This is a genomic window from Streptacidiphilus carbonis (genome assembly GCF_000787775.1).
GTDB classification, from domain to species: domain Bacteria; phylum Actinomycetota; class Actinomycetes; order Streptomycetales; family Streptomycetaceae; genus Streptacidiphilus; species Streptacidiphilus carbonis.
In genome coordinates this window covers 23,391-44,754 of the sequence record NZ_BBPM01000034.1, presented here as the reverse complement: position 1 = coordinate 44,754, position 21,364 = coordinate 23,391, and the positions used below count along the sequence as shown (strand labels likewise).

Below are 21,364 nucleotides of genomic sequence, written 5' to 3'. Positions count from 1 at the left end.
GGGGGGGGGGGTGTCAGCGCGGGCAGGCCGTGTCGCGAGCGCGGCCGAGCGCTCGGGGTGTGCGGGGTCGCCGATTCACCCCGGGGCGTCGGGTGGATCGGGGAGGTCGGCGCGGGCGGTGGGCCTGCGGGGGTCAGGCTCTGCTGGGGGTCAGGTGCCGGGCGGCGGGTTGCAGGGCTGCGCGGACGCGGGCGGCTCCGCGCCGGGCGACAGCCTCGCCGCCACCGACCGCGACCGTGCGGGTGCCCAGCCCCGCGCAGGCTCGGCAGATGCCCGCATGCCGCAGCGGTACGCCGCAGGTCGGGCACTCCGTCAGCGGTGGTACGGCAGGCCCGGACGCGGGCACCAGGGCCGGGACAGGCGGCAGCTTGCGCACCAGGCGCTCGCCCAGCAGCGCCGAAGCGCTGTGGACCCGGTCGGGCAGCCCGGTCAGCAGCGCCTGGGCGAGATCGCGCTCGCCAAAGCCTCGCTCCAGCCACACGGCGACCTTCGGAGCCAGGGCCAGGGCCTCGATACTGCCCAGCCGCAGGCGCGGCTCGGACCTGACCACCCGCAGCAGCGCCTCCGCCGCTGCTGCCACCGGCTCCGGGAGGTCGGGGCTGGTGGCCTCGTCGGCAGGCCCACGGGCCTGCCGGTCAGTTGTCGGGTCCGCTCCTGCCCTCCCGCCCTCCCCCTCGGCGGTCGGGCCGCCGCTGTGCGGCGGAGCGGCCTCGGGAGACGGCGCGGGGAGGGAGGGTTCTTTCCCCAGGTCCTTTACGGGGTTGACGCCAGCAAGATCGACAGCCGCACCACCGGAGACCGGACCGACGGCAGCCGGAGGCACCTGCTCCCCGGTCTGCGGGGTGTCGTAGACGTGGATCTCGCTCAGAAAGGTCCCGTCGGCCCGACGGACCTTGACCACCCGGTAGTAACCCGCATCCGTCAGCTCGCGCAGCGCCTTGCGGACCGCAGTGCGGCCCTGCGAGCTGGAGTCGGCCATCTGCCGGCCGTCCTCCCGCCACCCCTCAGGGCGCGAGAGCAGATCGGCCAGCAGACCCCGGGCGGTGTACGACAGCCGCCGGTCCTGCAGGAGAAGGTTGGGCAGGATAGTGAAGCCGCTCGTATGGCGGCTACGATGGACGTGCATCGGGAGTTCGCGCTCCTGGGTGCCGGACCCCGGGGTGGTGGAACACCTGCGGGGTCGCCTATTGAGTGGGTGGACCACGGAAGCTACCACCGAACTGCGGGCGAAACCGGCACGACTGGAGAGACGCTGATCACATGTCAGTTCAGCGTTTGGCGGGCAATGGTGAGCGGCCTGCCGTCGGGTGCAGGGTGCGCATATGGTCGTGAACGTCACCGGGGCTGGCATGTGTGCGGGGCGCCTCATGCTGCACGCTCCGCTGTGCCCTGGCGGCTGCCGCCCAGCAGGGTCAAGGATCGTTCCCACTGCTCTACGGTGATCTTCGGAGCACGCGAGACGTGCAGGTCCAGCCACTCCTCTCGGGTGAGGGTAGAGGCGATGCTGTGGCGAGCGGCATCTTGGGCGTTGGCGTCGGCGGAGGGGAGCGCTGTAGGGGTCCTGCGTTGGGTCACTTCGACTGCGGAGACGTCAGGCGTGACCGGTCGGGGGTCGAGGGCGGACAGGGGGCGGCGAGAGAAGGGGGTGCTCAAAGGTGGAGGAGTCCTTTTGGGCGCGGGGCGGCGGCGAGCCCCGGGGCAGGGTGAGGTGACGGCGCGGGGCAGCGGCGGTGGGACCGCTGGCGGCCGGAAAGACACGCGAGGTATCGCTGGCGAGGCGACGTCGCGTGGGGAAATCGCTCCAGGGGGAAGAGTCCGCGCGCTAGGGAGCGATGAGCATGAAGGCGGAGGGCCTTCGGCTGAGAGTTAGGCTGCTCTCAGAGGTTGGCCGCTGGCGGCCGTTCCTGCCCACGTTGGGGCAGCTTGATCTGCCAGGACATCCGCCGGTGACGCGGTCTCCTGGTTGCCCGAGTTCGGGCGCAGTTGGGGCATGGGCATCCTAGTGGGGTGGGTGTTGCGGGTGGGCGACAAGTGGAGGCTCCATTAGCGGGGGTCGAGAGGCTTCTGTCAAGCGGAAATGGCCGATTACTTCACACCGTTACCATGTTGTGACCTAATATGCGGGCAAACCATCTCAACTATCTCCCTTCCATGCAGGGGTGATGCTGGCGTGATCGAACACTGGCCCCTTGGTCTGGGACTTCCCGACGACGACCGCTAGCAGGTACTGGCTGAGCAGGGCGCGGCGGCCGGCCACGGTGGCGTCGTCATCCCACTCCCGACGCACGGCCTCTGGGGAGCGCAGCCTGCGGTGGCGCGACGCCTCGCTTCGGGACGCCCGGGCCCTTACGGTGATGAGCTCCTTCTTCTGCTTCTCCAGCCCAGGGATCACGGCGAGGAAGGTGTCCATGGTGATCACGCCCGTGGCCACAGCCTCGTTCAGCTGCTTCATCCTCGTCTGCACGTCGTCCAGGCTGGGATCGATCGGGTCGGCCGCGAGTGCCAGTCCTGCACCGGCTTGCGGCCGGTTGGTCTCCAGGTGGCGGAACAGCAGGTCCTCGACCAGCTTGTCCAACTTGGCCAGGTTGCGCTGACTCCGTCCGCACCCGCCGTGGATCTTGCCGGGGCATCGGTAGATCGGTACGGACTGCCCCGCTCGGTTCTTCGTGGCCGAGCCGACCATGACGGTGTGGCACAGCGAGCCGTCCGCTCGGGTCTGGCCGCACCGCAGCAGGCCGGAGAGGAGGTGCTTGCGGGTGTTGTAGCTGGAGAAGCCCACGCCGTCGCGGCGCTGCTCGTACTCCGCGACGATGGATTCCCACTGTTCGACGGTGATGATCTGCTTCCAGCGGCCCTGGACGTACTGGCCCTCGGCGGTCTTCAGTGCCATGTCGCGGGGGTCCTTGAGCATGGCGCGGGCCTCGTCCGTCCCTGCCGGTGCCAGGTTGCTGGTGGGCCGCGCCTGGCCCGTGTAGACCATCAGTCCGGCGATGCGCGGAGACAGGATCATGCACTTCACCGTCCGGATCCGCCACTGTCCGCCACGAACCGTAGGAAGCCCGGAATCGGCGATCATCCGGGTCACCGTCGACCACGATTCCCCGGCAAGATAGCGCAGGGCAGCCCGCCTCAGGAGGTCGGACTCCTTCGGATCCAGGGTCAGGCGGTCGGGCTTCCAGCCGAATGCCCTCACTGGTGACAGGAGCTGCCCATCCTGGGCAGCCTGCAGTCGTTGCCGAGAGACGCGCCTGGCGGTGTCGGCGCTCGACTTGTTGGCCATCGCCACGAGAACGCGGGCCATGACCTTGCCGCTGTCGGTCATCAGGTCCAGGCCGCCTGTGACCCCCTGCACAGGGCGCTGGAAGTGTTCGACCAGGTCGATCAGGTCTTCGAGGTCCCGGTTCTGGCGGGCCAGGCGGTCAAGGTCGTAGACGATGATGGCGTCGATCTTGCCGTCTTCGTAGTCGGCCAGCATCCGGCGAAACTCGGGTCGGATGACCCGCCAGACGCTTCGGCCGTCGGGCAGTCGTATGCGACGCTTCTTGTAAGCGCTGGTGTCGTTCTCCTCGTAGAACTCGACCACGTCCCAGTCGAGGCCCTCGGCCTTGACGAGGACGTCCTCGCGCTGGCGGCCGACGCCCTTCTCGGTCTCGAAGGGGTCGCTAGATATTCGAACGTATGCGCCTGCGCGCAAGCGGCGCTGGGCGGTCTCAAGGGTGAACACGCAGGTAGCGTACTTCTAGGGGTGCTTAGCGCGCTGCTCTACAAGGTCGTGACGAGCGGGGCGGTCTCGTCGGCGCTGCAGGGCCTGATCAGGCGAGCCCTCGGTGCGGTCTGAGCGCGGCGCGGCGGACGGCGCCGGGCCCGAGGTCGGTACCGGCGGCGGGGACGGCGGCTTCGTCACGGCGGAGACCGCGGTGGCCCTGCCGGTGCTGGTGCTGCTCACCGGGGTGCTGGTGTGGGGCGTGCTGGTCGGCGCGGCGCAACTGCGCTGCGTGGACGCGGCCAGGGAGGCGGCGCGGGCCGCGGCCAGGGGCGATCCGCAGGGCCGGGTGCTGGACGTCGCCCGCAACGCCGGCCCCTTGGGCGCGTCGGTCTCGGTCAGCGAGGGCGGCGACACGGTCAGCGTGCGAGTCTCGGCCACCGCCCGGGCCCCGGGCGGCCTCGGCGGTCTGCTGGCGGTGGACGTCGCAGCCACGGCCTCGGCCGTCCGCGAACCGGGCGCGGCGAACGGGGGCGCCCGATGACGGCCCCGGGTCGCGGTCCGCGTCCGCGATGGTGTCTGCATCGGTGTCGGTGGCCGGGTCGGCGTTCTGACGCCGGGTCGGCTTCGATCTGGCTGGTCGCGCTGCTCACGCTGGGCGGCTGCGTGTTCACGGGGGCGCTCGGCCTCGGGGCCGCCGCCACCGCGCGCCACCGGGCCGGAGCAGCAGCGGACCTGGCGGCGCTGGCTGCGGCCGGGCAGCTGCTCTGGCAGCCCGCGGCGGCCTGCTCCGAGGCTGCCAGGATCGCCGCCGCCCAGCACGCCCGGATGCTCGGCTGCGCGCTGCAGAGCGACGCGGGGGAGGACGCGGTCGAGGTCTCCGTCGAGGTCCCGATGGCCGGAGGCCTGTTCCCCGGCCTGCCCGCAGCCCGGGGCCGGGCCAGGGCCGGTCCGGTCTACATCGACTCGGCCCCTGGCACCGTCCTCCCGGCGGATTCCGCAGCTGATTCCCCAGCGGGATCCCCCGCTGATTCCTCAGCGGATTCCCCCGCGGGGTTCCCGGCGAGCAGCAGCCGCAGCAGCCGGATCGCGCCGCCCTTGTCCAGCGGGTCGTTGCCGTTGCCGCACTTGGGCGACTGGATACAGGACGGGCAGCCGCGCTCGCACTCGCAGGCGGTGATCGCGGCCAGGGTGGCGCCCAGCCACTCCCCGGCCCGCTGGAAGCCGCGTTCGGCGAAGCCCGCGCCGCCCGGGTGGCCGTCGTATACGAAGACGGTGGGCAGCCCGGTGTCGGGGTGCAGCGGCACCGAGACGCCGCCGATGTCCCAGCGGTCGCAGGTGGCGAACAGCGGCAGCAGCCCGATCGAGGCGTGCTCGGCGGCATGGGCGGAGCCCGGCAGCTCCTCCGGGAGCAGCTCGGCGTCCTCCAGTTGACCCTCCGTCACGCACCACCAGACGGCGCGGGTGCGCAGCGTCCGCGGCGGCAGGTCCAGCTTGGTCTCGCCGAGGACCTCGCCGGTGATCAGCCTGCGCTTCAGGAAGGAGACGACCTGGTTGGTGACCTCGACCGAGCCGAAGCAGAGCACCGCCTCGCCCCAGGCGACCTCCCGGTCGGTCTCCAGCACCCGGATCGAGGTGGTGTCCCTGGCGACGGTGGAGTACGGCGGGTCGGCCTCCTCGACCAGGGCCACCGAGTCCTCCAGGTCCAGCTCACGGACCCGGTAGGTGCGGCCCTGGTGCAGGTGGACGGCGCCGGTGTGCACGGAGGTGTGCGCCGATCCGGCGTCCACGGTGCCGAGCAGCCGCCCGGTGTCGGCCTCCACGATCCGCACCGGGTCCCCGCCGCCGCCGCGGATGTCGACCGCGTCGGCGGCCCGCTCCCGCCGGGTCCAGAAGTATCCGCCGGGCCGTCTGCGCAGCAGCCCGCGGCGCTCCAGTTGCGGCAGCAGCGGCGCGGTGGACGGGCCGAAGAGCTCCAGGTCGGCGTCGGTCAGCGGCAGCTCGGCGGCCGCCGCGCACAGGTGCGGCGCGAGCACATGGGGGTTGTCGGGGTCCAACACGGTCGACTCGACCGGCTGGCGGAACAGCGAGTCGGGGTGGTGCACCAGGTAGGTGTCCAGCGGGTCGTCGCGGGCGATCAGTACCGCCAGCGCGCCCTGGCCGGCCCGGCCCGCCCGTCCGGCCTGCTGCCACAGCGAGGCCCTGGTGCCCGGGTAGCCGGCCAGCAGCACGGCGTCCAGCCCGGCCACGTCCACACCCAGCTCCAGGGCGCTGGTGGCGGCCAGGCCGAGCAGTTCGCCGGAGTGCAGGGCGCGTTCCAGCGCCCGGCGCTCCTCCGGCAGGTAGCCGCCCCGGTAGGCGGCCACCCGGCGGGCGGTGCGGTGTCCGGCGGCCTCGGCCAGGCGTTCCTGGGCGATCACCGACACCAGTTCGGCCCCCCGGCGCGAGCGGACGAAGGCCACGCTGCGGACCTGGTCCAGGACCAGGTCGGTGAGCAGGTCGGCGGCCTCGGCGGTGGCCGAGCGGCGGACCGGGGCGCCCTGCTCGCCCTGCATTTCGGTGAGCGGCGGCTCCCAGAGGGCGAAGACGGTCTCGCCGCGCGGCGAGCCGTCCTCGGTGACCTCGGCGACCGGCAGGCCGGTGAGCCTCCCGGCGGTCCGACCGGGGTCGGCCGCGGTGGCCGAGGCCAGCAGGAACACCGGTTCGCTGCCGTAGCGGGCGCAGAGCCGGCGCAGTCGGCGCAGCACCTGGGCCACATGGGAGCCGAAGACGCCCCGGTAGGTGTGGCACTCGTCGACCACCACATAGCGCAGCGCCCGCAGGAAGGAGGCCCAGCGGGTGTGGGCCGGGAGTATGCCCCGGTGCAGCATGTCCGGGTTGGTCAGCACCAGCGAGGCGTACTGGCGGACCCACTCCCGCTCCTGGAACGGGGTGTCCCCGTCGTAGGCGGCGGCCCGCAGCAGGTCCAGCGCGCCGTCGCCGGCCTTGCGCAGCTCGCCCAGACGGCGCAACTGGTCGGCGGCAAGCGCTTTGGTCGGGGACAGGTACAGGCACGTGGCCCCGCGGCCGTTGGAGGCCTCGGTGCCCTCCAGCAGGGTGCTGAGGACCGGGGCGAGGTAGGCCAGCGACTTGCCGGAGGCGGTTCCTGTGGCGATTACCACATTTTGTCCGCTGATGGCCAGACTCGCCGCTTCTGCCTGATGTGTCCAGGGTCGGGCGATTCCGGCGGTCTCGACGGCAGCGGCGATTTCCGGACGAATTTCTGGCGGCCAGTCCGCATAGCGGGCGGGGCGGGCGGGCAGGTGCTCCGTATGAGTGAGCCGATCTTGCCGTCCTCGGGCTCCTGTGAGCCTGTCGAGAACGGCCGCGGGCGGGTCCGGAAGCGGCTTCATCGGCAGTCAGTCTGTCATCACACCGGTGGAGATTCGCCTCAAGGCGTCGTGCTGCGCTGGTCGTAAGTGGTTGAATGCCATCGCGGCCGTTCATCGGGGCGCCTGCCCCTCCGTCGGCCAAGAATCGCAACGATGCGTTCGCTGCAGTGCGTCCCCCGTCCCGGTGGGGCGTGATGCTGTGAGAGCAAGGTGCTGGAGGTTCCGTGGACCTGTCCCTGTCGACCCGTACCGTTGGCGACCGCACGGTCGTCGAGGTGGGGGGCGAGATCGATGTGTACACCGCGCCGAAGCTGCGTGAGCAGCTCGTCGAGCTCGTCAACGAGGGTCACTACCACCTGATCGTGGACATGGAAGGCGTGGACTTCCTGGACTCGACCGGGCTCGGTGTCCTCGTCGGAGGGCTCAAGCGGGTACGCGCCCATGAGGGTTCGCTCCGTCTGGTCTGCAACCAGGAGCGCATCCTCAAGATTTTCCGCATCACCGGGCTCACCAAGGTGTTCCCCATCCACAGTTCCGTGGACGAGGCCGTAGCCGCGACCGACTGATCCACCGGTTCGCACCGGAGGTCACAGGCCGCCATCGGCCTGGTCCGTCGCGACTTCCCGGGGTCCCTCGCGGACCCCGGGCCGGCCCGGACAGGGCCAGTGTCGACAACACGCCGACACGATCCTTCGAGGGGGATACAGCCATGGCCACCGTCGAACTCCGATTCAGCGCCCTGCCGGAGCATGTACGGACCGCGCGGCTCGTCGCCGCCGCCGTTGCCCGTCGGGCCGGAGTGGACGAGTCCGTCCTCGACGAGGTCCGCCTCGCCGTGGGCGAAGCATGCTCGCGCGCGGTCGGACTGCACCGGCGCAGCGGGATCGACGACGCCGTTCGGGTGACGCTCGTCGAACAGGAGAAGCGGTTCCTGATCGAGGTCGGTGACGGGGTCCCCGGCACGGCCGGGACGGAGAACGGCTCCTCCCGAGCGATCGACGGGGCGTCCGGCGAGGACGCCGCCGAGGCCGCGATGGGACTGGCCGTCATCAGCGGCCTGGTCGACGACCTGGACATCGGCAGCGACGAGAACGGCGGTGTGGTCCGGATGAGCTGGCCGGTCGCCGTCCACCCGGTACTGCCTTGAGGTGCGCCCCGACGTGCTGCCTTGACGCGACCCCCTGACGCGCTGCCCTGACGTGCTGCGCTGACGCAGGGTCCTGACGCTGCCTCAGCAGCCCCACCCGTTCACTCCCGTACCATTCCGCGCTGAATGCTGCGCGCACCCTGTTTTGATCAGGCCGCGATTCCTAGAATCGCGGCCTGCCGTGTCTGCAACAAGTACCACCACGCATCACGGAAACACCGTCGGAGAGACACGGCCCCACCTCGCCCGCGCGCCGAGTGGACCAACCTGTCGCCACAGCACTGCCCGGCGCACGAGCCAGACGTCAAGGAGGACGAATGGCCGGGCTCTTTTTCTCCGGTGCTCCATCGAGCGCACTGTCCGCCGCCCCCGCAACGGTCTCGGCCGTGCTCACCGGCGACGGCCGTACCACCGTGATCGTCGTCGCAGTCATCGCCCTGGCCGCCCTCGGGGTGGCCTGGCTGCTGGTCCGTCAGGTCCTGGCCGCCGACGAGGGCACCGAGTCCATGAAGCGCATCGCCGCCGCCGTGCAGGAGGGCGCCAACGCCTACCTGGCACGGCAGTTCCGCACCCTGGGGGTGTTCGCCGGGGCGGTGGTGTTCCTGCTGCTCCTGCTGCCCGCCGACAACTGGACGCAGCGCATCGGACGCTCCGTCTTCTTCCTGGTCGGAGCCGGCTTCTCGGCGCTGACCGGCTACATCGGCATGCGACTCGCGGTGCGCGCCAACGTCCGCGTCGCCGCCGCCGCCCGTGCCGCCACCCCGGCCGAGGGCGACGACAGCGAGCCCGACATCAGAGCCGTCTCGCACCGGGGCATGCGGATCGCCTTCCGCACCGGTGGCGTGGTCGGCATGATCACCGTGGGTCTGGGCCTGTTCGGGGCCTCCCTGGTGGTGCTGATCTACAAGGAGAACGCCGCCAAGGTGCTGGAGGGCTTCGGCTTCGGCGCCGCCCTGCTGGCCATGTTCATGCGTGTCGGCGGCGGCATCTTCACCAAGGCCGCCGACGTCGGCGCCGACCTGGTCGGCAAGGTGGAGCAGGGCATCCCGGAGGACGACCCGCGCAACGCCGCCACCATCGCCGACAACGTGGGCGACAACGTCGGCGACTGCGCCGGCATGGCCGCCGACCTGTTCGAGTCCTATGCGGTCACCCTGGTCGCCGCGCTGATCCTGGGCAAGGCCGCCTTCGGCGACGACGGGCTGGCCTTCCCGCTGGTCGTCCCCGCCATCGGGGTGATCACCGCGGTGCTCGGCATCTTCGCGGTCTCCCCGCGCAGCCGGGACCGCAGCGGCATGACCGCCATCAACCGTGGCTTCTTCATCTCCGCCGCCTTCTCGCTGGTGCTGGTGGTGGCCGCGGTCTTCGCCTTCCTGCCGGGCCGCTTCAGCGCCCTCAAGGGCGTCCCCGACGCGATCAGCTCGCACAGCGGCAACCCCAGGGTGTTCGCCCTGGCCGCGGTCGCCATCGGCATCGTCCTGGCCGCCGTGATCCAGCAGCTCACCGGATACTTCACCGAGACCAACCGGCGTCCCGTCGTCGACGTCGGCAAGAGCTCGCTGACCGGCCCCGCGACGGTCGTGCTGTCCGGCATCTCGCTCGGCCTGGAGTCCGCCGTCTACTCCGCCGTCGTCATCGGCGCGGCCGTGTACGGGGCGTACCTGCTCGGCGGCGGCTCGCTGATCCTGGCCCTGTTCGCGGTCGCCCTGGCCGGAACCGGACTGCTGACCACCGTCGGCGTGATCGTGGCCATGGACACCTTCGGCCCGGTCTCGGACAACGCCCAGGGCATCGCCGAGATGTCGGGCGACGTCTCCGGCGCCGGCGCCCAGGTGCTCACCGAGCTGGACGCGGTCGGCAACACCACCAAGGCCATCACCAAGGGCATCGCCATCGCCACCGCCGTGCTGGCGGCGACGGCGCTGTTCGGTTCCTACACCGACGCCATCGCCACCGCCGAGGCACAAGTCGGGCCCGCGGCCCACGGGCTGAGCCTCAGTCTGGACATCTCCCAGCCCAACAACCTGGTCGGTCTGCTGCTCGGGGCGGCAGTGGTGTTCCTCTTCTCGGGCCTGGCCATCAACGCGGTCTCGCGTTCGGCCGGTTCGGTGGTCTTCGAGGTGCGGGAGCAGTTCCGGACCAAGCCCGGGATCATGGAGGGCACCGAACTCCCGGAGTACGGGCGGGTCGTGGACATCTGCACCCGGGACGCCCTGCGCGAGCTGGCCACCCCCGGCCTGCTGGCGGTGCTGGCCCCGATCGCGGTCGGCTTCCTGCTGGGCGTCGGCACGCTCGGCTCCTACCTGGCCGGCGCGATCGGCGCGGGCACCCTGATGGCGATCTTCCTCGCCAACTCGGGCGGGGCCTGGGACAACGCCAAGAAGCTGGTGGAGGAGGGCAACCACGGCGGCAAGGGCAGCGACGCCCACGAGGCCACCATCATCGGCGACACGGTCGGCGACCCCTTCAAGGACACGGCGGGCCCGGCCATCAACCCGCTGCTCAAGGTGATGAACCTGGTCTCACTGCTGATCGCCCCGGCGATCGTGAAGTTCAGCTTCGGCGCCGACGCCAATGTCGGCCTGCGGGTGGGTATCGCGGTGTTGTGCCTCGCCGTGATCGTCACCGCGGTCTGGATCTCCAAGCGACGCGGAATCGCCGTCGGCGCGGAGCCGGTCGAGACGCCGGTCACCGTGGTCAAACAGGGGGACCCCTCGGCCGTCAGCTGACACCGGTTCTGACGGGTCTTCGGCTGCGGACCGTAGCCGGCTTGTCACGCGGTTCCCCGCGCCCCTGGGGTAGTGCAACTGGGCCAGTTGCGGACCCATAGGGGCGCGGGGAACCGCGCGACCAGCCCACTACGGTCCGCGCTCGAGCTCCGTCAGATCACCCCGCCCTCCGGGCGTTGGCGGCGATGGCGTCAGCGACCCCCGCCCACAAGGCCTCCGGCAGGCTGTGCCCCATGCCCGGTATCACCAGCAGCTCCGCCCCGGGCACGGCCTTGGCCGTGGCCTCGCCGCCGCTACGGTCGATCAATGGATCGTCCGCGCCATGGACCACCAGCGTCGGCAGATCCACACCGCGCAACCCGGGGGTCCGGTCCGGCGAGGCGACGATCGCCGCGAACTGCCGCCCGAAGCCGTCCGACCGGCTCTGCCGGTCGAGTGCCGCGGCGACCCGTTCCCGCAGCTCCTCCGGGTCGTCCGGGTAGCCGGGGGAACCGATGACCTGCGAGGCGGCCACCCCGGCCGCAATCGCCTGCTCCCGGTCCGCGGGCCGCTCCCGCATCAGCACTCCGCCCGCCTCGGGGGTGGAGTTGCCGCTGGCCCGGTCGCCGGGGCGGGACATGATCGAGCAGAGGCTGAGCACCCGCTCCGGGTGGTCGATCGCGAGCTGCTGCACGATCATCCCGCCCATCGAGGCCCCGACCGCATGCGCCCGGTCCACCCCGAGCGCGTCCAGCAGCGAGAGCGCGTCCAGCGCCATGTCGGCGAGCAGATAGGGCGCGCTGGAGGGGTCGCCGTGCAGGATCGCCTTCAGGTCCGGCTGGGGCCCCGCGTCCATGAAGGTGGACAGCCCGGCGTCCCGGTTGTCGAAGCGGACGACCCGGAAGCCGCGTGCGGCGAGCGTCTCGCAGAACCCCTCCCGCCAGCCGGTCAGCTGCGCCCCGAGGCCCATGACCAGCAGCAGGACGGGGTCGTCGGGGGAGCCGAAGGCGTCGTACTCGATCTCGACGCCCTGGGAGTTGGCAGCGGTACGGGGCATGGATCCGACCTCCGGATGCTCGGCGGGGCTGGCAGTGCGGCCATCGGCAGACCGACTGGTCGGTACGGTAGCCCGGTACTCCGCGGATCGACAGGGTGCGGGCAGTGCCAGCGTTCCCAGCCGTCCGGCAGCCGAGTCCCAACTCCCCATCAAATCTCCACAAATGACCTCCGCCCCGCGGTGCTCGTGCGTCCGCCGTGTAGGTTCCCAAGGACCCGTGTGATGGAGAGGACCCCGTGGTGACGAAGAAGTGGCTGAGGCTCGCGGCCCCCGCCGCCCTGCTCGCGTTGGGCGCCGCCGGCTGCAGCAGCGGCAACGGGGCCAAGCTGGACGCCTGGGCGAAGACCGTCTGCACCGGGCTGCAGACCCCGGTCCAGCAGTCGAACACCGCGATCGCCGACATCGGGGCGGTCAAGACCGGGGAGTCCCCCAAGGACCTGCAGACCCGGCTGGCCGCCGACCTCGGCTCGCTGGCCACCGCCAACACCAGGATCGCCCAGACCGTTCAGCAGGCCGGGGCGCCGGCGGCCGACAACGGCGCGCAGACCCAGGCGGACGCGGTCACCGAGCTGAACCAGGCGGCCGGCGGCTACACCAAGGTGCAGCAGACCGTGCAGGCCCTGCCCTCGGGTGACCAGGCCAAGTTCGCCGCCGGGCTGAAGGGGGTGAGCGACCAGGTGCAGCAGCTCGCCGAGCTGTCCACCGGCGCGCTGACCAAGCTGCAGACCGGTGACATGGGGACCGCGCTGGCCAAGCAGCCGGGGTGCAAGAGCGTCAGCGCGACGTCCGCGAGCTCGGCTGCCGCCGGGGACCCGTCCGTGTCGTCGGCGCCCTCCACCGGCGCCGGCGCAGGCACGTCCGCTTCGGCCCCGCCCAAGTCGCCCTCAGCGTCGAAGTCGTCCTCCGCCTCGAAGTCCACCGACCCGTCGGCGTCCGCATCGGCCCACTGACCGCGCCGCGGGGGACAATGTCGCTGTGACGACCAGTACCAGTACCAGCACCAGTGCCGCTGCTTTGCGCCCCGCGTACGACCCCGGGCTCGCGGCCCGGCTCCGTACGGCGTTTCTCGCCGCCGATTTCACCGCCGACGGCTGTCTGGACCTGCTCGGCGCCGCCGCGTACTCCGCGCTCGCCCGCAGCGAGACCGTGCCCGCACTGCGGGTCACCGGGGGCGGCAGCGCCAGGGAGACCCTGCTGCGGCTGTTCCTGCTGCAGCGCCCGGTGCCGTACCGGGCGGCCGCGGCCGCGCTGCCGGTCGAGGACTGCCTGGCCGGCGGCTGGCTGGTGCGCACCGGCGACGACGAGGTCGGCGCCACCGTCGATGTCCGCCCCTACGCCGCGGAGGTCGCCGGGCAGGAGGACGTCGGCGGTGCCGGCGACGCCTGGATCGTCTCCGACCTGGGCTGCTCCGTCGGCGGGGCCGGCGGCATCGGCGCGGGCGCCTCGGGCGCCGCCGGCGACTCGGCCGGCTCCGGGGCCGAAGGCGACCGCGGCGAGGTGCCCCGCTCCGAGCTGGTGCTGGGCGTGGGCGGCGCGTCCACCACGCTGGCGAACATCACCGTGCGCCGTCCCGTGCGCCGGGTGCTCGACCTGGGCACGGGCTCGGGCGTGCAGGCCCTGCACGCCGCCCGGCACAGCGCCCAGGTGCTCGCCACCGACGTCAACCCCCGTGCGCTGCACTTCACCGCGCTGACCATGGCGCTGTCCGGACTGACCCAGGTCGGCACCCGCCGGGGCAGCCTCTTCGAGCCCGCGGAGGGCAAGACCTTCGACCTGATCGTGTCCAACCCGCCGTTCGTGATCTCCCCGGCCGGGCGGTTCACCTACCGCGACGGCGGCATGGCCGGGGACGGGCTGTGCCACAGCCTGGTCGCCGGGGCCGGGCAGTACCTGGAGCCCGGCGGCTACTGCCAGCTGCTCGCCAACTGGCAGCACGTGCGCGGCGAGGACTGGCGCGAGCGGGTGTCCGGCTGGGTCGCCGGGACCGGCTGCGACGCCTGGGTGGTGCAGCGCGAGGTCCAGGACGTCAACCAGTACGCCGAGCTGTGGCTGCGCGACGGCGGCGACCACCGCGGATCCCGGGAGGACTACGACGCCCGCTACGGCGAGTGGCTGGACGCCTTCGAGGCGGCCAAGGTCGAAGGGGTCGGCTTCGGCTGGATCACCCTGCGCAAACCGGTCCAGGGCGAGTCGGAACGTCCGCCGATCCTGCACCTGGAGGAGTGGCCGCACCCCGTGGAGCAGCCGCTCGGCCCGCACATCGAGGCGTGGTTCACCCGCCAGGACTTCCTGCGCGCCCAGGACGACGCCGCCCTGCTGGCGACCCGCTACCGGCTCACCGAGGAGGTGGTCCAGGAGCAGGTCGGCGCCCCGGGCGCGGAGCACCCCGAGCATGTGATCCTGCGTCAGAACCGGGGCATGCGCCGGGCCACCAAGGTCGACACGGTGGGGGCCGGCTTCGTCGGCGTCTGCGACGGCGAACTGACGGCCGGGGAGATCCTGGACGCCATCGCCGCCCTGATCGAGGAGGACCCGGTGCTGCTGCGCGACCGCACCCCGGAGCAGATCCGGATGCTGGTCGAGCAGGGCTTCCTGGAGCCGGTCCACGCCGCCGGCGGCCTGTACGGCTGACCCTCCGTTCACCCCGGCGTCGCCCCGCGTACGCCGGAGGTGCGCCCTGCGTTGCCTGACCCCTGCCAGGGTGACGGTCGGACGATCCGACTATCGGCGGGCGGGGCGGGAAGCTGCGTGGGTACTCCACTGAGCGAGTTCACCGGGGCGTGGTTCGCCCTGTTCGGCGCCGGGGTCCTCGTCTGGTGCGCCGGCGAGGTCCGCGCCCGCCGCCGGCTGCGGCGCAGCGGTGTCCCCGGGATGGCCAGAGTTCTGCCCGACCCGGACGCGGCCGCCGACCACGCCGACACCTCGCCGGTGCTCGGCTACACGGTCGAGGGCCATGGCGAGGTGGTGGCCCGCCCGCGCGGCTGGACCACCATCCGCAGGACCGGCGGACTGGCCGTCGACACCCTGGTGCCGGTCTCCTACGACCCGGCCCGTCCGGGACTGGTCGCGGTGGAGGGCACCGGGCAGTCCCGCAGCGACGTCTTCTGGCTGCTGCTGGGGCTGGCCTTCGTCGGTTGCGGGGCGGCTCTGCTCGGCGGGGCGTTCTAGCGGCCTTCCAACAGTGTTCGAGAGCAGTTCCGACAGTGCGCAGTGCTCCTTCGCGGTCAGGGGGCAGCGGTCCGGGCAGCGGTTCGATCGGCGGTCGGGGCGGCGGTCCGGGCGGCCTCCCGGGCAGGTCGGAGTACCAGATCGGCCCGCCCGTGTGCAGCCGGATGGCCGCAGAACACGCCGAAGGTGGACCCCTGTCCGACACGCCGTGCTGCCGCAGTCCTATCATCCGGCTTGTCCGGTCTGTCCGTCGGCGATCACCTCGGTGTGGTTCGCTGACAGCGCGGCCGGGCCGCCGGAACGGCGCCGACCAGGCGTTCTGAACTGCTGATGAACCGCCGCGGGCCCCTTTCGGCCAGCCTTTGGCGGTGATCTGCACGGCGGGAACCCATGCCGTCGGGTTACCGTTCGATGGGCGGCGGTCGGACGTCGCAGGCAACAAATCGGGATTCGTCCGTTTGACAAGGGGGACCTGAGTGCGGTCACACTCCGCTCTCAGGGCTTCATCGACGCGAGCGGCCCCAGCATCCCCACTCGACCGGGAGAGAAGAGCGAAGGTGTCCCCGACCAGCGAGACCGCACGCGAAGGTCAGCGACTCGTGATTGTCGAGTCGCCGGCCAAGGCGAAGACGATCAAGGGCTATCTCGGCCCCGGATATGTGGTCGAGGCGAGTGTCGGGCACATCCGCGACCTCCCCGGCACGGCCGCAGAGGTGCCGGACGGCTACACCGGCGAGGTGCGCCGGCTCGGCATCGACGTCGAGCACGACTTCGAGCCCATCTACGTCGTCAACGCCGACAAGAAGTCCCAGGTCGCCAAGCTCAAGTCGCTGCTGAAGGACGCCGACGAACTCTTCCTCGCCACCGATGAGGACCGCGAGGGGGAGGCCATCGCCTGGCACCTCCAGGAAGTGCTGCGCCCCAAGGTGCCGGTGCACCGCATGGTGTTCCACGAGATCACCAAGGACGCCATCCAGGCCGCCGTCAACAACCCGCGCGAGCTGAACCAGCGCCTGGTCGACGCCCAGGAGACGCGCCGCATCCTCGACCGCCTGTACGGCTACGAGGTCTCCCCGGTGCTCTGGAAGAAGGTCATGCCGAAGCTCTCGGCGGGCCGGGTCCAGTCCGTGGCGACCCGTCTGGTCGTGGAGCGCGAGCGCGAGCGGATCGCCTTCCGCTCGGCCTCCTACTGGGACCTCACCGCCGTCTTCGGCACCGACCTCTCGGATGCCGGCAAGGGCGCCCAGGGCGACCCCGGCACCTTCGGCGCCCGGCTCTCCGCCGTGGACGGCCGCCGGGTCGCCTCCGGCCGCGACTTCGACTCGCTGGGGCAGCTGAAGGCCGCCTCCGCGCAGGCCCAGGTGCTGCACCTGGACGAGGAGAACGCCCGTGCCCTGGCCGCCGCCCTGGCGGACACCGCCTTCCGGGTCCGCAGCGTCGAGGCCAAGCCGTACCGCCGCTCCCCGTACGCGCCGTTCCGCACCACCACCATGCAGCAGGAGGCCGGGCGCAAGCTGGGCTTCGGCGCCAAGCGGGCCATGGACGTGGCGCAGAAGCTGTACGAGAACGGCTTCATCACCTATATGCGTACCGACTCGACCACGCTGTCGGAGACGGCGATCGGCGCCGCCCGGGCCCAGGTCGAGCAGCTCTACGGCCGCGAGTACCTCCCGGACGTGCCCCGGGTCTACAGCGGCAAGGTCAAGAACGCCCAGGAGGCGCACGAGGCGATCCGCCCCTCCGGCGACCGCTTCCGCACCCCGGCCGAGACCGGGCTGCGCGGCGACGAGTTCCGGCTCTACGAGCTGATCTGGATGCGCACCGTCGCCTCGCAGATGAAGGACGCGGTCGGCCAGTCGGTCACCGTCAAGGTGGCCGGCACCTCCAGCGACGGCCGTGACGCGGAGTTCTCCGCGACCGGCAAGATCATCACCTTCCACGGCTTCCTCAAGGCCTATGTCGAGGGCCGCGACGACCCGGACGCCGAGCTGGACGACCGCGAGCGCCGGCTGCCGCCGGTCGCCGAGGGCGACGCGCTCAGCGCCGAGGAGATCGACCTCGACGGCCACGCCACCAAGCCGCCGGCCCGCTTCACCGAGGCCTCGCTGATCAAGGAGCTGGAGGACCGCGAGATCGGCCGTCCCTCCACCTACGCCGCGATCATCGACACCATCGTGGCCCGGCGCTACGTCTTCAAGAAGGGGACGGCGCTGGTGCCGTCGTTCCTGGCGCTGGCCGTGGTCCGGCTGCTGGAGGAGCACTTCGGCCGGCTGGTCGACTACGACTTCACCGCGAAGATGGAGAACGACCTCGACGGCATCGCCCGCGGCGAGGGCGAGTCCGTGCCCTGGCTGCGCCGCTTCTACTACGGCGCCGCGGCCGAGGGCGCCGCGGCCGCCTCCGCGGCCGACGCGGGCAACGGCGACGGCGACCACCTCGGCGGCCTCAAGGAACTGGTCACCGACCTGGGCGCGATCGACGCCAGGGAGATCAGCTCCTTCCCGGTCGAGGACAGCGGCATCATGCTGCGCGTCGGCCGCTACGGCCCGTACGTGGAGCGCGGCGAGCAGCGCGCCGACGTCCCCGACGAGCTGGCCCCCGACGAGCTCACCGTCGAGCTGGCCGAGGAGCTGCTGGCCAAGCCCAGCGGCGTGCGCGAACTGGGCAAGGACCCGGTCAGCGGCAACGAGATCGTCGCCAAGGACGGCCGCTACGGACCGTACTTCACCGAGGTGCTGCCCGAGGGCACGCCGAAGACCGGTAAGAACGCGGTGAAGCCGCGCACCCAGTCGCTGCTGTCCACGATGAACCTGGACACGGTCACCCTGGAGGACGCGCTCAAGGTCTTCGGACTGCCCCGGGTGGTCGGCACCGACGCCGAGGGTGTGGAGATCACCGCGCAGAACGGCCGCTACGGCCCGTACCTCAAGAAGGGCACCGATTCCCGCTCCCTTACGAGCGAGGAGCAGATGTTCACGGTGACCCTGGAGGAGGCGCTGGCGATCTACGCCCAGCCCAAGGCGCGCGGACGGGCCGCCGCCAAGCCGCCGCTCAAGGAGCTGGGCGTGGACCCGGTCAGCGAGCGTCCGGTGGTGGTCAAGGACGGTCGCTTCGGCGCGTACGTCACCGACGGGGAGACCAATGCGACGCTGCGCCGCGACGACAGCGTCGAGGAGATCACCCCGGAGCGCGGCTACGAGCTGCTGGCCGAGAAGCGCGCCAAGGGCCCGGTGAAGAAGACCGCCAAGAAGGCCCCGGCGAAGAAGGCCCCCGCGAAGAAGGCGGCGGCCAAGAAGACGACGACGGTGAAGAAGACCGCCGCCAAGACGACGGCGGCCAAGACGGCCGCCAAGACCGCGACCGCGGCCAAGAGCGCGAGCGCCGCGGCCAAGAAGGCCCCGGCGAAGAAGGCCGCCGCCTCGGCGGAGTAGGTGCGGAAGTCGCGGAACAGGGCGGCCCCGGTCCAGGTGGGACGGGGCCGCTCTGCTGCGTACTGCTGTGGTCACAGATGTGTCATGACCGCGTGCACTTACCGTGGACGTCCGTTCGGTGTCCGGCCCTCCGGATAGGCTGGCGGCTATGACCAGTGCGGAACAGCCCAGTGCGGAGCAGCCGATCGAACCAGTCGTGACAGCGCCGCTCACCTTCGTCCCCGGCGGGAGCCCGGCCGAGCGGGCCGGGGCGCTGCTGCGGGTGCGCCCGTTCCAGCGGCTGTGGCGAACGCAGCTGCTGGGCGCGGTCGGCGACCGGTTGGCCCTGCTGGTCCTGCTGGTGCTCGTGGTCCGGGTCGCGGTGACCGGGTCCTCGTCCGAGCAGGTCTACCGGCACGCGCTGCTGGGGATCGCCGCCGTGCTGGCCGCCCGGCTGCTGGCGTCGCTGGTCGTCGGGGTGCTGCTGCTGGAGCCGGTGCACCGGCTGCTGGACAAGGCGGACCGGCGCTGGAGCATGTTCGGTGCGGACGTGCTGGCCGCCGTGCTGATCGGCGTCGCACCGTTCTGGACCGTGTGGGTCCATTCCACGGCGGCGATCTGGCTGGTCGTCACCGCCTTTGTGCTGGGGGCCGCGGAGCGGGTCGGCGCCGTCGCGCGCGGGGCGGTGGCCGGTCGGCTGCTGCCGTCCGCGGCGCCCGGCGTCCCGGTCGCGGACCAGGGCCCGGTGCTGCGTCACATCGACCGGCGGACCGGCTATTCGGCGCTGCCGCTGGGCGCTGCCGCGCTGGCCGGGTTCAGCCTGATCGAGAACGGCCTCGCCTCCGGCGGCGACTGGCTCGCCGACCACGTCGGCACCGTCTCGGCGTTCGGTGCCGCGGGCTTCCTGATCGCCGCCGCGGTGCTGCTCTACCTGGAGGAACTGCCGGGCGTCCCGGCCGGGTCGAGCGCGCCGCGCTCCCCGCTGGCGTCGCTCCGCGCCCCGGCGGACAGCCAGGGCGGCCGTCCCGGTCAGCCCGGCCGCACCGGGAGTTCGGTGCTGTTCAGCTTCTCCGTCGCCGGAGCCGTCGCCGCGATGGCGTCGGTCATCGGCGTCGCCCTGCCGCACGCCTACGACCTCGCCGCCGGGCCGGTCGGGATGGGCCTGCTGGTGCTCGCGGCCGGGGCGATGCCGGCCCTCGGCGTTCACCTCGCCGCCTCGGTGCTGCCGGTGCTGGGCCGCCGCAGGCTGCTGCCGCTGGCGCTGGGCACCGCCGCGCTGGCGCTGCTGCTGGCCGGTCTGGTGCCGGACTTCGTGCTGGCGCTGCTGCTGGTGAGCCTGGCCGGACTCGCCGCCGGCGTCGCCGTCCGCACCGGCCGGGTGCTGCTCGACCTGGAGACCGAGGAGTCCCGGCAGCCGCTGGTCGCCGAGCACCTGCAGGCGATGATCCGGGTCGCCGCCGCGGCGGGCCTGCTGGTCGGCCCGCTGGTCGCGGCGGCGTTCGGGCGGCAGACCGCCGGCTCGGTCGACTTCGACCACGGCGGCGCGGGCCTGGCGCTCGCCGTCGTCGGCCTGCTGCTGCTGGTCTTCTCCGTGGTGCTGTTCCTGCGCACCGACGACCGCCGGGCCACCGCCTCGCTCAGCCGGGACGTCTGGGACGGCCTGCGCGGCGGTCCCAGGACGGTCCCGCACCGGGCCGGCACCGGCTACTTCATCGCCCTGGAGGGCGGCGACGGGGCCGGCAAGTCCACCCAGGCGCAGGCCCTGGCCGAGTGGATCCGCAGCAAGGGCCACGAGGTCGTGGTCACCCGCGAGCCCGGCGGCAGCGCCATCGGCCAGCGGCTCCGCGCCATGCTGCTGGACGTCGGCAACACCGGCATCTCGCACCGCGCCGAGGCCCTGCTCTACGCGGCTGACCGGGCCGAGCACGTCGACACGGTGATCCGTCCGGCGCTGGAGCGCGGCGCCGTCGTCATAACGGACCGTTACATGGACTCCTCCGCCGCCTACCAGGGCGCCGGACGCGACCTTTCCGGCAGCGAGGTCGCCAGGATCTCCCGCTGGGCCACCGACGGACTGGTCCCCGATCTGACGGTGCTGCTGGACCTGGACCCGGCCGCGGCGCGCGACCGCTTCACCGAGGCGCTGGACCGGCTGGAGTCCGAGCCCGAGGACTTCCACGCCCGGGTGCGCTCGGGGTTCCTGGCGCTGGCCGCCGCGGACCCGGTCCGCTACCTGGTGGTCAACGCCGCGCAGTCGCCGGCCGCGGTCACCACCGCGATCCGGCACCGGCTGGACCGGGAGCTGCCGCTGTCCGAGCAGGAGCGGGCCGCCCGCGCCGAGCAGGAGCGGCTGGCCCGGGAGGCCGAGGAGCGCAGGCTGGCCGAGGAGGCCCGGCTGAAGGCCGAGGCCGAGAAGGCGGAGCGGGAGAAGCAGGCGCTGCTGGAACGGCTGCGCCTGGAGGAGGAGGAGAAGGAGAAGGCCCGGCAGGCCGAGGAGGACCGCAAGGCCGCCGAGGCCGCGCGGCTCGCCGCCGAGGAGGCCCGCAAGCAGGCCGAGGCGGAAGCGGCGCGCAGGGCTGCCGAGGACGCCGAGCGCCGCGAGGCGGAGGCGCGGGAGCGTCGCCGGATCGAGGCCGAGGCGGCCCGGCTGGCCGAGCTGGAGCGCCAGCGGGAGGCGCGCCGCGCCGACGAGCGCCGCCGCGCGGAGGACGCGCTGCGCCGTGCGGAGGAGGCCCGGCTGGCGGCCGAGGCGGCTGCGGCCGCCGAAGCGGCGGCAGCGGCTGAGGCGCGGGGGGCGGAG

The 21,364-nt window shown here is 72.3% G+C and carries 14 protein-coding genes and 1 pseudogene; 11 read left to right on the top strand and 4 right to left on the bottom strand.

Annotated elements, in window-relative coordinates:
• Nucleotides 1–133: 133 nt before the first annotated feature.
• Together TR46_RS38280 and TR46_RS24355 are read right to left on the bottom strand one after the other, a co-directional pair.
• Nucleotides 134–1,126 (bottom strand): helix-turn-helix domain-containing protein, encoded by a 993-nt coding sequence (locus TR46_RS38280; protein ID WP_052433068.1) that lies wholly within the window; start codon nucleotides 1,124–1,126, stop codon nucleotides 134–136.
• 1,008 nt (nucleotides 1,127–2,134) lie between these two features.
• Entirely contained in the window at nucleotides 2,135–3,724 is a 1,590-nt protein-coding gene (locus TR46_RS24355) for a recombinase family protein (RefSeq protein WP_084718882.1), read from the bottom strand.
• A 21-nt stretch (nucleotides 3,725–3,745) separates the two neighbouring features.
• On the opposite strand from TR46_RS24355, the gene TR46_RS44520 reads away from it, so the two are divergent.
• The 3 genes and pseudogenes from TR46_RS44520 to TR46_RS45375 all read left to right on the top strand — a co-directional run.
• The gene (locus TR46_RS44520; RefSeq protein WP_369406007.1) at nucleotides 3,746–3,838 is read left to right on the top strand and encodes a DUF4244 domain-containing protein; all 93 of its coding nucleotides are present in this window, start codon (nucleotides 3,746–3,748) and stop codon (nucleotides 3,836–3,838) included.
• Nucleotides 3,828–4,247 carry a TadE family type IV pilus minor pilin gene (locus tag TR46_RS24350; protein WP_042404883.1) on the top strand — a complete coding sequence of 140 codons (420 nt, stop codon included), beginning with the start codon at nucleotides 3,828–3,830 and terminating at the stop codon, nucleotides 4,245–4,247. Before TR46_RS44520 ends, TR46_RS24350 begins: the two co-directional genes overlap by 11 nt.
• Nucleotides 4,244–4,597 (top strand): annotated as a pseudogene (locus TR46_RS45375) (Rv3654c family TadE-like protein); the annotation flags it as partial. The gene TR46_RS24350 and the pseudogene TR46_RS45375, both read left to right, overlap by 4 nt.
• A gap of 62 nt (nucleotides 4,598–4,659) precedes the next feature.
• Here the strand turns inward: TR46_RS45375 and TR46_RS24345 are convergent.
• On the bottom strand, nucleotides 4,660–7,095 hold the full coding sequence (locus tag TR46_RS24345; protein WP_084718881.1) for a DEAD/DEAH box helicase: 2,436 nt from the start codon (nucleotides 7,093–7,095) through the stop codon (nucleotides 4,660–4,662).
• Nucleotides 7,096–7,298: 203 nt separating this feature from the next.
• Here TR46_RS24345 and bldG point away from each other — a divergent pair, with 203 nt between their 5' ends.
• From bldG to TR46_RS24330, 3 genes are all read left to right on the top strand, one after another.
• Nucleotides 7,299–7,640, top strand: coding sequence for an anti-sigma factor antagonist BldG (gene bldG, locus TR46_RS24340; RefSeq protein ID WP_030253930.1), 342 nt, complete (start codon nucleotides 7,299–7,301; stop codon nucleotides 7,638–7,640).
• A 143-nt stretch (nucleotides 7,641–7,783) separates the two neighbouring features.
• Nucleotides 7,784–8,221, top strand: coding sequence for an ATP-binding protein (locus tag TR46_RS24335; protein ID WP_042404880.1), 438 nt, complete (start codon nucleotides 7,784–7,786; stop codon nucleotides 8,219–8,221).
• A gap of 317 nt (nucleotides 8,222–8,538) precedes the next feature.
• Nucleotides 8,539–10,950, top strand: a complete 2,412-nt coding sequence (locus TR46_RS24330) for a sodium-translocating pyrophosphatase (protein ID WP_042404877.1) — start codon at nucleotides 8,539–8,541, stop codon at nucleotides 10,948–10,950.
• A 157-nt stretch (nucleotides 10,951–11,107) separates the two neighbouring features.
• On the opposite strand, the gene TR46_RS24325 is transcribed toward TR46_RS24330, so the two are convergent.
• Nucleotides 11,108–11,986: an alpha/beta fold hydrolase gene (locus tag TR46_RS24325; protein WP_042404875.1), complete on the bottom strand. Its 879-nt coding sequence runs from the start codon at nucleotides 11,984–11,986 to the stop codon at nucleotides 11,108–11,110.
• A gap of 236 nt (nucleotides 11,987–12,222) precedes the next feature.
• Here TR46_RS24325 and TR46_RS24320 point away from each other — a divergent pair, with 236 nt between their 5' ends.
• The 5 genes from TR46_RS24320 to tmk all read left to right on the top strand — a co-directional run.
• Complete coding sequence (locus TR46_RS24320; protein ID WP_052433067.1) at nucleotides 12,223–12,936, top strand: hypothetical protein; 714 nt, start codon at nucleotides 12,223–12,225, stop codon at nucleotides 12,934–12,936.
• Between the two features lie 25 nt (nucleotides 12,937–12,961).
• Nucleotides 12,962–14,617 carry a DUF7059 domain-containing protein gene (locus TR46_RS24315; RefSeq protein WP_439654386.1) on the top strand — a complete coding sequence of 552 codons (1,656 nt, stop codon included), beginning with the start codon at nucleotides 12,962–12,964 and terminating at the stop codon, nucleotides 14,615–14,617.
• Between the two features lie 117 nt (nucleotides 14,618–14,734).
• Nucleotides 14,735–15,154, top strand: coding sequence for a DUF3592 domain-containing protein (locus TR46_RS24310; protein ID WP_042404872.1), 420 nt, complete (start codon nucleotides 14,735–14,737; stop codon nucleotides 15,152–15,154).
• A 557-nt stretch (nucleotides 15,155–15,711) separates the two neighbouring features.
• Nucleotides 15,712–18,585, top strand: coding sequence for a type I DNA topoisomerase (gene topA, locus TR46_RS24305; RefSeq protein WP_042404870.1), 2,874 nt, complete (start codon nucleotides 15,712–15,714; stop codon nucleotides 18,583–18,585).
• Between the two features lie 148 nt (nucleotides 18,586–18,733).
• On the top strand, nucleotides 18,734–21,364 hold a 2,631-nt coding region (tmk, locus tag TR46_RS24300), incomplete at its 3' end, for a dTMP kinase (protein ID WP_052433066.1).

What these genes read in the sequence shown, in the direction of transcription:
- TR46_RS38280 (WP_052433068.1), bottom strand. Translation starts at nt 1,126, where the DNA reads ATGCACGTCCATCGTAGCCGCCATACGAGCGGCTTCACTATCCTGCCC.
- TR46_RS24345 (WP_084718881.1), bottom strand. Translation starts at nt 7,095, where the DNA reads ATGAAGCCGCTTCCGGACCCGCCCGCGGCCGTTCTCGACAGGCTCACA.
- TR46_RS24335 (WP_042404880.1), top strand. Translation starts at nt 7,784, where the DNA reads ATGGCCACCGTCGAACTCCGATTCAGCGCCCTGCCGGAGCATGTACGG.
- TR46_RS24330 (WP_042404877.1), top strand. Translation starts at nt 8,539, where the DNA reads ATGGCCGGGCTCTTTTTCTCCGGTGCTCCATCGAGCGCACTGTCCGCC.
- TR46_RS24325 (WP_042404875.1), bottom strand. Translation starts at nt 11,986, where the DNA reads ATGCCCCGTACCGCTGCCAACTCCCAGGGCGTCGAGATCGAGTACGAC.